General features: G+C 56.0%; 14 protein-coding genes and 1 tRNA gene. 7 read left to right on the forward strand and 8 right to left on the reverse strand.

Annotation, left to right across the window (positions count from 1 at the left end):
• Entirely contained in the window at positions 1-2,943 is a 2,943-nt protein-coding gene (locus tag MED193_RS08025; RefSeq protein WP_009809192.1) for a helicase-related protein, read from the reverse strand.
• Between the two features lie 65 nt (positions 2,944-3,008).
• Positions 3,009-3,578 carry a tetratricopeptide repeat protein gene (locus MED193_RS08030; RefSeq protein WP_009809193.1) on the reverse strand — a complete coding sequence of 190 codons (570 nt, stop codon included), beginning with the start codon at positions 3,576-3,578 and terminating at the stop codon, positions 3,009-3,011.
• A 144-nt stretch (positions 3,579-3,722) separates the two neighbouring features.
• On the opposite strand from MED193_RS08030, the gene MED193_RS08035 reads away from it, so the two are divergent.
• The 6 genes from MED193_RS08035 (at position 3,723) to MED193_RS08060 (ending at position 9,877) form a co-directional block, all read left to right on the forward strand.
• Positions 3,723-4,013: an SCP2 sterol-binding domain-containing protein gene (locus MED193_RS08035; protein WP_009809194.1), complete on the forward strand. Its 291-nt coding sequence runs from the start codon at positions 3,723-3,725 to the stop codon at positions 4,011-4,013.
• Complete coding sequence (locus MED193_RS08040; protein WP_009809195.1) at positions 4,013-4,978, forward strand: alpha/beta fold hydrolase; 966 nt, start codon at positions 4,013-4,015, stop codon at positions 4,976-4,978. The genes MED193_RS08035 and MED193_RS08040 overlap by 1 nt, the downstream gene beginning before the upstream one ends.
• Positions 4,979-5,150: 172 nt before the next feature.
• Complete coding sequence (locus MED193_RS08045) at positions 5,151-6,974, forward strand: M3 family oligoendopeptidase (protein WP_009809196.1); 1,824 nt, start codon at positions 5,151-5,153, stop codon at positions 6,972-6,974.
• Positions 6,971-7,477: a GNAT family N-acetyltransferase gene (locus MED193_RS08050; protein WP_009809197.1), complete on the forward strand. Its 507-nt coding sequence runs from the start codon at positions 6,971-6,973 to the stop codon at positions 7,475-7,477. The genes MED193_RS08045 and MED193_RS08050 overlap by 4 nt, the downstream gene beginning before the upstream one ends.
• Before the next feature lie 26 nt (positions 7,478-7,503).
• Positions 7,504-8,352, forward strand: coding sequence for an aminoglycoside phosphotransferase family protein (locus tag MED193_RS22285; RefSeq protein WP_009809198.1), 849 nt, complete (start codon positions 7,504-7,506; stop codon positions 8,350-8,352).
• A gap of 601 nt (positions 8,353-8,953) precedes the next feature.
• Positions 8,954-9,877 carry a 2-dehydro-3-deoxygalactonokinase gene (locus MED193_RS08060; protein WP_009809199.1) on the forward strand — a complete coding sequence of 308 codons (924 nt, stop codon included), beginning with the start codon at positions 8,954-8,956 and terminating at the stop codon, positions 9,875-9,877.
• A gap of 143 nt (positions 9,878-10,020) precedes the next feature.
• On the opposite strand, the gene rpoH is transcribed toward MED193_RS08060, so the two are convergent.
• Entirely contained in the window at positions 10,021-10,917 is an 897-nt protein-coding gene (rpoH, locus tag MED193_RS08065) for an RNA polymerase sigma factor RpoH (RefSeq protein ID WP_009809200.1), read from the reverse strand.
• A 526-nt stretch (positions 10,918-11,443) separates the two neighbouring features.
• Positions 11,444-12,484: an RluA family pseudouridine synthase gene (locus MED193_RS08070; RefSeq protein ID WP_009809201.1), complete on the reverse strand. Its 1,041-nt coding sequence runs from the start codon at positions 12,482-12,484 to the stop codon at positions 11,444-11,446.
• Between MED193_RS08070 and MED193_RS08075 the strand changes: the two genes are divergently transcribed.
• Positions 12,483-12,785 carry a DUF6476 family protein gene (locus MED193_RS08075; protein ID WP_009809202.1) on the forward strand — a complete coding sequence of 101 codons (303 nt, stop codon included), beginning with the start codon at positions 12,483-12,485 and terminating at the stop codon, positions 12,783-12,785. The two genes, MED193_RS08070 and MED193_RS08075, sit on opposite strands and share 2 nt — an antisense overlap.
• 628 nt (positions 12,786-13,413) lie before the next feature.
• Here the strand turns inward: MED193_RS08075 and MED193_RS23395 are convergent.
• From MED193_RS23395 to MED193_RS08105, 4 genes are all read right to left on the reverse strand, one after another.
• Positions 13,414-13,935: a hypothetical protein gene (locus tag MED193_RS23395; RefSeq protein WP_368072269.1), complete on the reverse strand. Its 522-nt coding sequence runs from the start codon at positions 13,933-13,935 to the stop codon at positions 13,414-13,416.
• Between the two features lie 110 nt (positions 13,936-14,045).
• On the reverse strand, positions 14,046-14,699 hold the full coding sequence (locus MED193_RS08090) for a hypothetical protein (protein WP_009809204.1): 654 nt from the start codon (positions 14,697-14,699) through the stop codon (positions 14,046-14,048).
• Positions 14,700-15,087: 388 nt separating this feature from the next.
• Positions 15,088-15,164 (reverse strand) — tRNA-His (locus MED193_RS08100).
• A gap of 43 nt (positions 15,165-15,207) precedes the next feature.
• Positions 15,208-15,690 (reverse strand): GNAT family N-acetyltransferase, encoded by a 483-nt coding sequence (locus MED193_RS08105; protein WP_009809206.1) that lies wholly within the window; start codon positions 15,688-15,690, stop codon positions 15,208-15,210.
• Positions 15,691-15,719: the final 29 nt, after the last annotated feature.

The following is a 15,719-nucleotide window of genomic DNA, read 5'->3' on the forward strand; positions in this document are numbered from 1 at the left end:
TCAGTCGCCCTGCTTCAGCCCCATCAGAGCTGCCGCAAAGGGGTTGTCGGGATCGATCTGCTTTTCCTTCTTCGGAGGCCGGGCAGAATAGGTCTTACTGCCCTGCTGCTGTGGGCGACCTCCCTTTTTGCCGCCAGGCTTGCCACCGGGACGTCCGCCGGGCTTGCCGCCAGCGCGTTCCCCCGAGCGTCCCTGACCACGTGGCTTGCCGCCACGACGGTCCTGACCATCCTGACCAGTGGCGCCTTCGGCACCCTGGCCCTGCTGACCACCCTGGCCGCGACGCTGACCGCGGTTGCCGCCACCCTGGCGTGCCCGACCACCCCAAGCGAAGGTATAAAAGACCTCCATCTCTGCTGGAGTTTCAGCAGGGGTATCGGTCGCAGCTTCAGGGGTTTCTTCTACTGGAGCCTCGGCCTTTTCCTCCGCAGCAACCTCGGTCGCGGCTGGCGCCTCTGCAGGTTCCACAATTGCAGCAGAATCCTCTGGCTTGGCCACAGAGATCTCTGTCGCAGCTTCAGGTGCGTCCGCTTTGGAAGCCTCTTTTGGCGCTTCTGGAGCAGCTTTAACCTTAACCCGCTCGCCCTTTTCGGCGCGATAACCCAGCCCCTGCATCAGGTCGGCAAATTGTTCCAGCGTCATGCCGGTAATCGACAGCATATCTGCCTTGGCTTCAAAACCACCCCGGCTGTCCTCAGCGCGCAGCATATCCGCGAGGCGCTCCAGCATGTCGATGCGGATCATCCGCTCACCGGCTTCGCGGTAGCCAGACATGGTGTCATAGCCCTGCGGCGCGTCCTTAGCGGCTGGCACGGTAACCAGGCCGGGGGGCGGCGCTTCTGGGAACTCCTGCACGCCATTGGCGAGCGACCAGAGGACCAAACGCAGGCGCGTCGGGGCAGGTTTCAGCAGCAGGGGCATAAAGATGGTGAACTGACCAAAGCGGATACCATGCTTGCGCAACGCGCCACGGGCGTCCTGGTCCAGATCTTTGACCTCTTGCATCACAGTGTGACGCGGCAGCAAACCAAAACCTTCGACAAGGCGGAAAGCAAACCCACGCGCCAAGCCAGCGAGTTCTTCGTCTTTTTGCAGGTTGATCAGCGGCTCAAATAGGGCCTGAACCTTGCGCGAGATGAAATGCTGCAGGCGACGTTCCACCTTTTGAGCAACATCCGGACCAGCGGCATCGTCTACAAAGACCTCGACCATTGGGTTGAGCGGATCAGCGCCCGCCACCAGCTTACCAACGGCAGCCTCGCCCCACATCAGACCACCCTGTTCGGTGAAGTCGATCTCTGTATCGGGTGCGTTGTAAAAACGATCTGCGCGCAAATGGAATTGCGGCGCCAGAGCTTGCAACGAGGCAGACTTCAATGTCTTTGCCTCGGCACCCTGAGCGCTTTTGTCCGGGGTAAACCGGAAACCGTCCAACCGTCCAACGAATTCGCCTTCGACGGTTACTTCACCCTTGTCATTCACTTCGGCCAAAAGGGCCTCCTTCTGTTTGAGCCGGCGCATAAGCACGGATGTGCGCCGGTCCACAAATCTTTGAGTCAAGCGCTCGTGCAGCGCGTCTGACAACCTGTCTTCTACAGCGCGAGTCACGCCACGCCAATGGCTTTCATCGTGCAGCCAGTTTTTACGCTGTGAGACATAAGTCCAGGTGCGAATAAAGGCCAGACGCTTGGAAAGTGTGTCAATATCGCCATCCACCCGGTCAATTCGCTTGATCTGACGGGCCAGCCAGTCGTCCGGAACCACGCCACCGCCGTGCAAATACTCAAATATCCCGCCAATCAAGGAAGCATGCTCTCCATGGGAGATGCCGCGAAAATCCGGGATCCGGCAGACATCCCACAGCAGCCGCACCGAGTGCGCGTTGGTTGTGCGCGAGATTATGCCGCTGTCGCGCGACAAGAACTTCAATGCCCCAAGATCATCCGCTTCGCGGGCACGCACCAAAACCTCATCCTGCGGCAGTGATTCGAGAGACCGGATCAGCGCCTCTACTGAGCCAAACTGCAAATCGGTAGAGCGCCAGTTGAGCTTTTTCAGCGGGGAGAAGCGGTGCTCCATAATGGCCTCAGCCACCTCATCCTCTAAGGGGCGCGCATCCCCGGTGACACCAAAACTGCCATGGCTCATACCGCGTCCAGCCCGCCCGGCAATCTGCGCCAGCTCATTCGGGGCCAAGGGCCGCATACGCCGACCATCAAATTTGGACGTTGCGGAAAAGGCCACATGGTCGATGTCGAGGTTCAACCCCATACCAATGGCATCTGTGGCCACCAGGTAATCCACCTCGCCGTTCTGATAAAGCGCCACCTGGGCGTTGCGGGTGCGCGGACTGAGCGCCCCCATGACCACCGCTGCCCCGCCCTTTTGCCGCTTGAGCAGTTCAGCAATGGCGTAAACATTATCCACCGAGAAACCGACGATGGCCGTGCGCGGCGGCATCCTGCTGATTTTCTTGGAGCCACCATAAACAAGTTCAGACATCCGCTCACGGCGTAGAAACTCGACCTCGGGCACCAGGGCCTTAATTGGTCCGCGCATGGTATCGGCGCCAAGAAACAACGTCTCATTGGTGCCGCGGGAGTTCAGCAGCCGTTCCGTAAAGACATGGCCACGTTCTGGATCGGCGCAGAGCTGAATTTCGTCAATCGCCAGGAAATCACAGCCCATTCCCGGCGGCATCGCCTCAACCGTGCAGATCCAGTATTTGGCGCGCGGCGGCACAATACGTTCCTCGCCAGTGACCAGTGCCACCACCGAAGGGCCGCGAATGGCGACGATCTTGTCATAGACTTCGCGCGCCAGAAGTCGCAAAGGAAATCCCATGATGCCAGTGCGATAGCCCAGCATCCTTTCGATCGCATAGTGAGTTTTACCGGTGTTTGTCGGTCCCAATACCGCCAAGACCCGCGCAGCGCCTGCCATCTGATCAGCCCTTGTTCTGCCTCTTTCCTATAGGTCGAATGTGACACTAAAGAATCAAGGTCTGCTCAAAGATCCTTGCCTGCAACCTCGGGCCGCAAGCGTTCCAGCGCGCTGAGTACTTCCTCGTGGTGGGGATGTATAGCCTTGGCACGCAAATAGACCTCATAGGCGCGTTTGGGATCGCGAAATTGTTCAAACACAGTGCCCAGCGCATAGATGGCATCATAATCATTTGGGTTCAGTGCCAAAGCGCGCTCAAGATCCGCTACCGATGGTCCATAGGCCCCCAGAGCATGAAAGACGCGGGCCCGTTCATACCAACCGCGCGCAAAATCGGGCGCGTGATCTGTCAGCGCAGTGAGATGTTCTAAAGCCACAGGTAGATCACCTGCCATCATGGCCTTTGTGGCCCGCGACAGCAAAAGATCCATCGCCGCTGAGCCGCTTTTACGCCACAACGCTTGGAGTTCACGGTCCAATCCCCGGGCCCTGTCCGCATCCGCGGAAACCAGCTGGCCCAGCAGCTCGGATTCTTTAGAATTCTCCGCAGCGGAGATTGCCAAAGGCATGGAAATCGTGACTGTAAACAGCGTTGCCGCCACGATAGCTTTGAGGTTCAAGTGATTTGCGATCATGATGACCCAGTGTACCCCTGCACGGCGATTTTTCCAGTGCTGGAAGCAGGTGCTTCACGCAAAATTGCAGTTTCCCCGTGCGCGGGCAGCGCACAGTGACAAATATGTGCACTAGTCTGCACCCATGATCAAAGGACGAATCATATGAGCGATACACTTGAACAGGCCGCAGCAGCCATGAACGAAAAAATGGCTGGAAGCGATTTCTCTGCCTCCGCCAAGTTTGCCATCGAAGGCCTGGGCGCGATCATCCTGGACGGCAACGGTGCCCGCGTCAGCGATGAAGAGGCCGATGTGACCATGTCCGCCGATGTAGAGACTTTCCAGGGCATCCTGACCGGCGAAGTAAACCCCACCAGCGCCTTTATGTCCGGCAAGCTGACCATTGACGGTGACATGGGCACCGCCATGCAACTGGCATCGGCCCTAGCCTAATGGACAAAAGCCTGATGGACCTGACCCCCGCGCCCTATTTTGCCGAAATCGCAGAAGGACCCGAAACTGGACAGGCCCATTGGGCAACCACCGAAGACGGGTTGCGCATTCGCGTCGGTCATTGGCTGCCAACCGGAGATGATCCTGTAAAGGGCACTGTGCTGATCTTCCCCGGCCGTACCGAATACATCGAAAAATATGGGCCAGCCGCTATTGATTTCAATCAGCGCGGCTATGCTGCTCTGGCCGTGGATTGGCGTGGACAGGGGTTGGGGGATCGTATGCTGAGCGATCGCCGCCTTGGTCATGTGGAAGAATTCGGCGATTTTCAGAAGGACGTGACTGCGGTTGTAAAGCTCGCCAAGCAGCTGAAACTGCCTGAACCCTGGTATCTCTTAGGCCATTCCATGGGTGGAGCCATCGGTCTGCGCGCCCTAATGGAGGACCTGCCCGTAAAGGCCTGTGCCTTTTCCGCGCCAATGTGGGGTATTCTCATCCCCAACACGATGAAACCAGTTGCCCGTATCCTCGGCAGTTTGGCGCCAACATTGGGGCTGAGCAACAAACGCGTTCCGACGACGACCCAGGGCCATTATGTGGAAACCGCCCCGTTCAAAGGCAATACACTCACCAATGATCCGGCTATGTATCAGTTGATGATTGACCAGCTAAAAGCAAAACCTGACCTGGTGCTGGGTGGACCAACGATCAACTGGCTGAGCCAGGGACTGAAAGAATGCGAGGCGCTGGCTCAACGCCCCTCACCGGCCCTGCCCTGCATCACATTCCTTGGTTCCCAAGAGCAAATCGTCAACAGTGAGGCGGTAGAGGATCGTATGGCGCGCTGGCCAGGCGGCGAACTGGATCTGATTGATCCCGCGCAACATGAAATCGTCATGGAAGGCAGCGACATTCGCCACAGAGCCTTTGATAAGATGACGCAGCTCTTTAGCCAATACCGCTAGCCCCGTGCCCGCATTGCCCTTTCACAGAACACCCTGATTGGGCTTGCAATAAATTCGCACAAAAAATTCAGCCCTGCCCCGAATTTCGGCGCGGGGCTTTGCTTGTGATCTGGCCATGCGGCGCTTAGATGTTGTGCAACGTCATAACAGAGATGCCCGCCAAGGAGCCCCCATGTTGCAACTCCCCTTTCCCGTCCGTGATGCCAATGCCAGCTCTGGCTCTGATGAGCTGGGCAATCTGCCGGAATGGGATCTGACCGACCTCTACGCTGCGGATGACGCGCCAGAGTTGACCCGCGATCTGGACTGGCTGGCGCAGGAATGCAGCGCTTTCGCCTCGGACTACGAAGGAAAGCTAGCGGATCTGGATGCAGAGGGCCTGCTGAACTGCGTTCTGCGTAACGAGAAAATCAACGCCATCGCAGGGCGTGTCATGTCCTATGCGGGCCTGCGCTATTATCAGCTAACTACGGATGCTGAGCGCGCAAAATTCATGTCGGACTGCCAGGAAAAGATCACCATCTTCACCACTCCACTGGTGTTTTTCACCTTGGAAATCAACCGCATCGAAGACGAGACACTGGCAGCACATTTTGCCACCAACTCGGATCTCGCCCGCTACAAGCCGGTGTTTGATCGTATCCGCGCGATGAAGCCCTATCAGCTCTCGGATGAGCTTGAACGGTTTTTGCATGATCTGGGCGTTGTGGGCGACGCTTGGGAGCGGCTGTTTGACGAAACAATCGCGGGACTTACCTTTACGGTTGATGGCCTGGAGCTGAACATCGAAGGCACCCTGAACCTGCTCACCGAACAGGACCGCAACAAACGCGAAGCCGCATCGCGCGAATTGGCGCGGGTGTTTCAGGACAACGTCAAAACCTTTGCCCGCGTGCATAATACCCAGGCCAAGGAAAAAGAGATCCTGGACCGCTGGCGCGGTATGCCCACTCCACAAACCGGCCGCCATCTGTCAAACGACGTGGAACCCGAAGTGGTCGAGGCTCTGCGTGAAGCTGTGGTCGCCGCCTATCCCAAACTAAGCCACCGTTATTACGAGCTGAAACGCAAATGGCTGGGGCTGGACCGCATGCAGGTCTGGGACCGCAACGCGCCACTGCCGATGGAAGACACCCGTGTGGTGGATTGGGCGCAGGCTGAAAAGACCGTAATGGAGGCCTATGAAGCCTTTGACCCGCGCATGGGAGAGCTCGCCGCGCCGTTTTTCTCCAAGGGCTGGATTGATGCGGGCGTGAAACCCGGCAAAGCCCCCGGTGCCTTTGCCCATCCCACTGTGACGGATGTGCACCCCTATGTGATGCTGAACTATCTTGGCAAGCCGCGTGATGTGATGACCCTGGCCCATGAGTTGGGCCACGGCGTGCACCAGGTGCTGGCGGCGGAACAGGGCGAGATGCTCTCCTCCACCCCGCTGACACTGGCCGAAACGGCCAGTGTCTTTGGTGAGATGCTCACCTTCCGCAAAATGCTTGAGGGGGCGGAGACCAAGGAACAGCGCAAGATCTTGCTGGCCGGTAAGGTCGAAGACATGATCAATACCGTGGTGCGCCAGATTGCCTTCTATGACTTTGAATGCAAACTCCACGCCGCCCGCGCCGAGGGCGAACTGACGCCCGATGACATCAACGCCTTGTGGATGTCGGTCCAGGCCGAATCCTTGGGCGAGGCCTTCGACTTCATGGAAGGCTACGAGACCTTCTGGTGCTACGTGCCGCATTTTGTGCACTCACCCTTCTATGTCTACGCCTATGCCTTTGGCGATGGCCTAGTGAATGCGCTTTATTCCGTCTACGCCGAAGGCGGTGAGGGTTTTGAGGATAAATACTTCGACATGCTCAAGGCTGGAGGATCAAAGCATCACAAGGAACTGCTGGCGCCCTTTGGTCTGGATGCCTCGGATCCCAAATTCTGGGACAAGGGTCTTTCGATGATTTCAGAGATGATCGATGAGCTGGAAGCCATGGAAGAGGCGTGAGCCTTCGCCTGCGCCCCATAGAGACCTGCGAATTTGATTTGGTGCACCACATTCAAGTCGAGCCAGAGCAGGTACTGTTTTGTGGCACGGTGGCGCAGGCGTTTGAACAAGCGGAGGATGGCGTGGATTTCCACGCCATTTTCTTACGGGAGATGGCCATCGGCTTTTTCAAGATCGACCAAGCCTATGGTCTAACACCTGATCTTACCCCTAGCCTGGCCTCTGGCCGGGTCCCAGCACGCGACCTGGGGCTTCGGGGCTTTATGATTGACCGCAATTATCAGAACCAACGCCACGCCACAAATGCGTTGCGCGCTTTACCAGGCTACCTGCTTCGTCACTACCCGGGCACGTGTAATCTCGCTCTCACCGTAGATTTGCAAAACTTCCATGCGATCCGGCTCTATCAAAAGAACGGCTTTACGGAGACGCAGGAGCTGCACTTTGGTGGCTTGTTTGGCATGCAACGGGTGATGCGCATGCCGCTGCGGGTCTCTGCTTGAACCCAAAGTGTAGAACAGGAGCTTCCATGTCCCCCCCTGCGCCCACCATTCCAGCAGAGCTGATCTCGGCCTTTCAGGTGACAAGCGCCCTGTCTCTACAAGAGCTTCCCAAAGCACAGATCTGGCAGGTCGAAACGCAGGCCCACGGTCGCGCTGTCCTGAAACACTACACAGCCGGACATATGGGCAACGAGGCAGCAGGATTTCGGGTCTTGGACCAGTTGCAAGGCCCAGTCGTCGATATCTACCAAGTCACGCAAAACGCCGCTTTGATGGAATGGCTGCCAGGTCCGTCACTGGGCGACATCTCTCGTATGGGCAACCAGGAGGAAGCAGATCGGATATTGGCTGAGGTTGCCACCACTATTCACCAGCAAACCCGGCTGATAAAGCCTCTCGATCCAACGCCCCTCGCCACATGGTTTGATGCCCTACTATCCCTGTCTGACCCCCTCAGGGTGACCCCCCTCCAAAGGCAGAATTTGTTACGGGGTCAACAACTTGCAAAAATGCTCTTGTCCAGCCAGGAGGACATACGCCCTCTTCATGGGGATCTGCACCATGAGAACATTCGCAAGGGCGCGCGCGGATACTGCGCTTTTGACGCCAAGGGTCTCCTTGGTGAACGCAGCTATGAATTGGCCAATGCACTTCGTCACCCCCATGGCCTGAAGCCCAGCCATGGAAAAGTTGACCTGCTTGCGCAGCGTGCTCAGCTTTGGGGACGGATCTTTGACGTCTCGCCCAAGCGCCTATTGCAATGGGGCTGTGCAAAATCCGCGCTCTCCATGGTTTGGCGCCATCACCTGGATTTGCGACAGGATCCAGAGATGGATCTGCTGGAACAAATGCTTGTGTTGCAATCCCGGCTTTAAGCCGTTCCAGTTTCGCCCTGGCCTTTCTCTGTATTCTGCGCTCGCACGGACAATACCTGACAATTACTATCAACTATTTGAAATCGCACGATATTTTTCAAAATCCTATTGACGGCTCCTCTACAAAGTTCTATCCAAAGTACAGGAACTGCAGCTAGCCAGATCACTAGGCAGCAAGCAGCAAGCTACTCCAGCCAGTCTCGGCCACGCCGGGACAAGCCAGACAGCCAGCCAAGCCAGCAACTTAACGATCTAAGCCAGCCGTTCCTTTTCGTTCGGAGTCTCGGGCCCATATTAGCAACCGGCTGACAGCAGCAGGCAGCAAAACGTAAGAGCCTTTCAGATCCAGAACCGACGCTTAGCTCGCCAGCTTTTGCCAGCCTTGCTTTGCGCCTATACCAGTCATTGGCTGCTGCGTTGAAGGAGCACCCTACTTCAAAATCCATACCAGCCTCTGGGACTGTCCCAATCACATTGCCTGAATGCCCAATTTGGTGCCGCAAGATGTTGTTGACGCCCTGATGTTTGTGGCATCACAGACCCCAATGGCAGGGAGCCAACAGACAAGGCTCCTCGATAGTGGCGCCGGAGGGACTGGGTAATGACACAGTTAGCAGAAAAGCTGGTTTGGATCGCGGCGGATTGGGGCTCCTCTCATCTTCGCCTTTGGATGATGACAGGAAATGGGGATGTGCTTCATAGGCTGAGTGCCGATTGCAATTTGGACGACCTGGCGCCCGACCAATTTGAACCAACCTTAATAGACTTGGTTGCTGGGTTTCTCCCCCAGGGCCGCGTCATTCCGGTTATCGCCTGTGGTATGGCCGGGTCCAAGCAGGGCTGGGCAGAGGCCCCCTGCGCCGCAACCCCTAGTGAGCCGCCCAGCGCAGAATCCGCGATCAGAGTAGACACCAAAGACCAACGCCTTGACGTATACATTCTGCCTGGGATGAAACAGAATAGCCCAGCAGATCTGATGCGGGGCCAAGAAACCCAGATTGCGGGTTTCCTCGCGGCAAACCCAAAGTTCGACGGGGTACTCTGCTTGTCTGGCCCCCACACCAGATGGGCGCATATAAGCGCCGGTGAGGTGGTAAGTTTCCGCACCTTCATGACCGGGGAACTGTTAGCGCTGCTGGCCAACCAATCACTGTTGCGCCACACGACCGTCTCCAGCGCCTGGGATGCAGATGCCTTTGCAACCGCTGTGGAGGATGCCATGTCGAATCCGGCGATCTTGGCGTCCAAGCTGTTTTCGATCCATGCAGAGGCTTCGCTGTTTGATCAAAGTAACGCAATTGGCCGGGCCAAGCTTTCTGGCCTTTTGATCGGGGCGGAACTTGCAGCTGCCCGCCCCTACTGGTTGGGTCAGGAGGTTGTGATCATTGGCGAAAACGACCTCTTGACCGCGTACCAAACCGCTTTGGAGCCGCTGGGAATGCCCGTTAAAACGGCATCAGCTGAAACCATGACCTTGGCCGGTCTCAGCGCGGCCTATATTGCATTAGGCCGCGACAAACAGTGACCCACAGGGCCACCTTAAGTCAGCCCGTCAGTGGCAGCCATAGCCACGGGCAAAAATCAATACGCAAAAAAGGCGGAGCCCTCAGGTTCCGCCTTATGTGATCCTCCACATTCAGTGGGGATCGGATGGTTAATGCGCGCAGATCACTGCGCGGTCAACATGCCCTTGGCAGAAGCCAATTCGCGCATCTTCTTTTGCAGCTTTTCAAAGGCACGCACTTCGATCTGGCGAATGCGCTCTCTGCTCACACTGTATTGCGCGCTCAGCTCTTCCAGAGTCTGCACATTTTCCGCCAAACGGCGCTTGGTCAGAATGTCCTTTTCACGGTCATTCAGCACCTCAAGGGCCTGGCCCAGCAGCTCACGGCGGGCTTCCAGCTCATCACGAGCCTCATAGTCGCCAGCCTGATCCGCATCTTCATCCTCGAGCCAGTCCTGCCACTGCATAGTGCCCTCGCCCTCACTGCCAACTGTGGCATTGAGAGAGGCATCCCCACCGGACATCCGGCGGTTCATCGAAATCACCTCGTCCTCGGTCACCCCAAGGTCATGGGCAATCTTGGCAACGTTTTCGGGACGCAGGTCGCCTTCTTCCAGGGCGCCGATACGGGCCTTTGCCTTACGCAGATTAAAGAACAGTTTCTTCTGCGCAGAGGTGGTCCCCAGCTTGACCATCGACCAGGACCGCAGGACATATTCCTGGATCGAAGCGCGGATCCACCACATGGCATAGGTTGCCAAGCGGAAACCCTTTTCAGGATCAAAACGTTTCACCGCCTGCATCAGACCGACATTGGCCTCCGAGATCACCTCAGCCTGCGGCAGGCCGTAGCCCCGGTAGCCCATAGCAATCTTGGCTGCGAGACGCAGGTGTGAGGTGACCATCCGATGCGCCGCACCGGAATCCTCTTTCTCCACCCAAGCCTTGGCCAACATGTATTCTTCTTCCGGCTCCAAGAGCGGGAATTTGCGGATTTCCTGCATGTAGCGGTTCAAACCGCCTTCGGGGGTCGGTGCGGGCAGATTTGCATAATTAGCCATTCAAACGGTCCCTCCCAAGATGTTTACGGGCTTAACATTAAGTCATATGGGTTGGCGCTAAACACCTTTCAAGGGGGCGCTTGCAAGTATCCTTTTACATTTCAGGCCAAGAAACATCTGTAACCTTTGACACACTACCCCAAAGAAAATCATCTTTCTCATTAATGTTCTCTTTTCCCTCTCTCCGGCCTTACGCCGACCAAAAATCGTGCAAGCCGCTGGGTAAAGCCCGTTTGTCGACTGTAAAACCTCTAGGGTATGAACGACCTCCCGAGCGCTGCGCAGTGCCCCCCTGGATCCTGTTGCGGGACATCGGCACAAAGACCATCCCCACCCTGACCAGCAATAAGATCCAGAACCCGCGGATTATGCAAAGCCCAAGCAGAGGGCAGTCAGAGTGAGGCGGATCCTGCCGTATGTGGCCCGCAGAGAGGTCGTTTTCTTCCGTAAAACCGTGAGAGACTTGGTTGATTGCCCGGGCATAGCGGCGACCTAGACCATGCTCAGCCCAAAAATGGAAACCGGATCAACCCGAAACTAGGGGCAAACGCAGTGTCTCGATCAGATCACTCATATCCTGCGGGAGCGGAGCTTCAAACCGCATCTCCGCGCCGCTGACCGGGTGCACAAAGCCCAGGACCGCCGCATGCAGGGCCTGCCGGGGAAAACTCTGCACGGCGGCTATCGCAGTTGTGGCCAGGGATTTGGCAGCAAGCTTACGTTTTCCGCCATAGGTGGGATCGCCAACAAGGCCATGGCCAGCGTGGGTCATATGAACCCGGATCTGATGAGTCCGCCCGGTTTCAAGCCAGCATTCAATCAAAGCCACTACTGGCGGGGCACCAAAGGGCTCAACAATACGCGCGCGCGTCACCGCATGGCGACCGCCTTGAAACAACACCGCCTGACGTTGGCGATCGTGCTTGTGTCGCGCCAACTGCGTTGTGAGCTTCAGAATATTGCCCGGTTCAAAACTGGTCCCCTTTACCCCGCGCAGGCGTGGGTCATTGGCATCAGGCACCCCGTAGCAAATGGCTCGATAGTAGCGTTCAACCGTGTGCTTCTCAAACTGCGCTGCCAAACCCTGATGCGCTGCATCCGATTTTGCCACCACCAAGAGACCCGAAGTCTCCTTGTCGATCCGGTGCACGATACCGGGACGTTTCACCCCCCCGACACCGGAAAGGTTCTCACCGCAATGATGTAGCAGGGCATTGACCAAAGTGCCCGACGGCGTCCCCGGAGCCGGATGCACCACCATGCCTGAGGGTTTGTTGATCACGATCAGATCGTCATCCTCAAATATCACATCCAAAGCGATATCTTCGGGGCCGATATGACTGTCTTCGGCTTCTTCCACGGTGATCGTGATCACTGCCCCCTCAGCAACCCGTGCTTTGGCGTCCTGCACCACCACGCCATCTACCGTCAAACTGCCCGCCTCAATCAATCTGGCAAGCCGCGTGCGTGACAATGTCGCTTCCGCTGGCACATCGCGAGAAACCGCTTTATCAAGCCTTTTAGGCGGGTCTTCCGCGATGATAAACTCAATCTGGCGGCTGCCCATGACTGATCCTTCCGAGCCTGAAATTCTAGACGAGCCACCGCAGCTAAAATTCCTGCGCCGACTGGTGACCACATTAACCGTGGTGATGATTGGCGGGCTTGTAGTGGTTATCAGCCTGCTTGTCATCCGCTTGTCTGCCGATGGCCCAAGCCTGCCAGCAGAAATCATCCTGCCCACAGGCACCACAGCCGAGGCCGTGACCTTTGGCAACGGCTGGATTGCCGTTGTCACCACAGATAACCAGATCCTGATTCTGGACCCAGACTCCCAAACCATACGTCAGACTATCGATATCAAGTAACATACGATTTCGCATTGGATTTACGCGTCGACAGGCCGATCCTCACTATAAATCAGCCCTGCCGCCACCCAATCCCGACAAGCCAGTCATCAACGCATTTTGCTTGCAACCATGATGCGCCAGTCATCAGGTTCAAGTCAGATGTTCGGGTCAACAAATAGGAGGGAGTGGTACCACCTCCCCGGCTCGAACGGGGGACCTCCTGATCCGCAATCAAATGATTTATCATTGTTTTCAAAGCGAGTTGGAGAGCGTACCACCTACCTTCGGAACGAAAGCAGACAAATTTGGCGGTTTCAGAATCGCCAAATTCCCAACTTTGGATCGCCCTCCACAAGAAAATTGTACGATATTGGAGGTGGTCTTTACAGCTATTAGCCAGTGGTGTTGACTGCAATCACAGTGCCCTAACAGAATGGGTGAAAACCCTGAAATGCAGAACAAAAACACTTCCAAGCAAGCCTTTTGGGTTGCGCAGTGTTTTCAGCTGGCAGCGGCCTGTTCGGCACCCTTCTGTTAGGGCTGGCCCTAGGCGGCTACACCGACCTATCGTTGCTATTGGCCGCAATAATCTTCGCCACACTACTCATTTTCGAAATGCCTCGACTTGAGGCTGCAGTTAAGCGGATTACTGCGTTGCAAGCCCTAGCCGCCCTTCCCACTGGGTTCGTGGTTCACCAGCTCGTTTACTCCCTGTTCTAGGGACCGCAAGAGCAAATACCACAGCGATGCAGATCCATTCTGGAAGAGTATAGTTTCCGCCGCCGCCGCTGATCTGTGACCGGAACAGCGGAAGCATCAATAATCCGAACATTATGATCTTCTCAGGTGCCCCAGAGGAACGCAGGATTCCATGGAGGTACTCCCGTATAAGGCAAAGTGTGAAGCAAATCGCAGCAAGCATGCACAACACGCCTCCCTGCATCCAGGCTCCAAAGAAGAGATTATGCACCTGGTGAAGACCCGAACCGCTGTGATCAAATACATAACCTGGTCCATATCCCAATACAGGTCGTTCGTTTATGACCCCTAACGCAGAGCTGAACATTCCAACGCGTCCATCCTCTGAAAAGTTTCCAAATCGCTGATCAATGATGTTCGTTAGGCCGCTAAGGTCTACTTTGACGGCAAGGAAAAATGCAGCTGACATTGCCGTCAAGAAACCCTAAAAGAATAACCGCGGCGATGACTTTGGCAACCCCACGGCAAGAGGTGCCAAGGCCAGTAAACAGGCCAAAATTTGAGATCTGCTAACGCTGACTAGGATGATGAGGACTGCAAAAACGGCACCCCAAAAGCAACTGGTGCACGGCGGGCATTAGCGAGTGAAACCAAGGCCCCAATAAAAATGAAACCAAGGGAAGTGTGGCGCAGTGCGACCCCAACGACATCCTCCGACGAAACACCCTCAGCGTTGAAAACGTTTCTGAAAATCATGAATTGCATCAAGGCAGCGTTGCCCGTCGTAATGGCACTTCCGATCACCTGGAACATATTGATTCCGCGCAACTGAAGCGTGATCAGGGCCACGATAAAGAATAACACAGCAGCAGAAATGCCGCCCCACACGACAGCGGACACCGCCTTGGGTCTATCCATAGTCGCCAGAACGAAAAACCAGCCAAGTGAACTCAAAAAATAGATGATGTATTTGGCAACTGTAATGAAGCCTGTCCCATTGATCGTTGCCGACAAAAGCAGAAGCACTAGGTAGCAAGCGTAGAAGGTAGCAAATGGGATGCCACGTCTTACGGCGGAACCCGGAACACACCCAGAGTAAAGTCGCCACCACCCAGTTACCGCAAGCATAAAAAAGGGGATATGCACAGGCTTCAACTGAAGCCCGACGTTCGCAAGTGTAATCCATTGAAGCGGCCCGAGAGCCAGAGTTAAAACGATAAAAAACCAAGCCATGGCGGATCGGTAACACGATTTTTTTGGAACACAAAGTGAGAAAATTACGCGCCACCTGCTGCCACAGCTACTCGACAGCGCGGCCGGAAAGCGGGTCCACCTTGTCACCGCATTTCAGCAGCTCCTGCCGATCCCGCCCCCAAAAAACCTCAATCTGCTGATCACTCAGCCAGCCCGCGGGGATCTGTACGGGTTTTGCGCATGGATCGGCGCCATTGGATTGCAGGCCTACGTTAATGGCGCCCAATCGCTATTCACGGGGTCGATCAGAATCCGCAAACAGGGTGGATCGACTCAGAAACTCAGGGTAGTCGGATTATTATTTTAGAAAACACGTTCCAACAATGATCAAACACCAATCTTGAAAACCGGTAAGTCATTGTTTTGATGGTACCACCTCCCCGGCTCGAACGGGGGACCTCCTGATCCACAATCAGGCGCTCTAACCTACTGAGCTAAGGCGGCACTGCGGGCGATTTAGCCTAGGGAAAACCGAAGCGCAAGAGCTTTATAACACAACTTCCCAGCTTTGTTCGATCAAATCCTGTCCAAAGGAGTGAACCGGCTTGCTAGAGACCAATTGCCAACCAAAGGCTGCATAAAGTGCACAGGCGGCGTGATGGCTTTCATGGGTCCAAAGCTGCATATCGTGATATCCCGCGCTGCGGGCAAAGGACATGCAATGGTTCAGCAGCTCTTTGCCCAAGCCCTGCCCGCGTGCCTCGGGTGTCAGGAGAAACAGCCTCAGTTTTGCAGTGGTTTCACTCTGGCGCACACAAAAGATCGACCCTAACCGCTGTGTCCCACGATGCGCAATCCATCCTTGTTCACAGGCCGGATCGTGACTTTCACAAAAATCCTGCAAAATCTCAGCCACCAGAGGACCAAAGCTATCATCAAACCCCTCATCGCGCGCATAAAGATCCTGGTGGCGGGCCACCAGCCATTGACAATCTGACGGTTCGAATCGACGCAGTGTTATCTCTGCCATGCCCTATCAAAGCTCAGAGCAGCTTGCCT

The organism is Roseobacter sp. MED193, assembly GCF_000152965.1.
Lineage (GTDB): Bacteria > Pseudomonadota > Alphaproteobacteria > Rhodobacterales > Rhodobacteraceae > Pseudophaeobacter.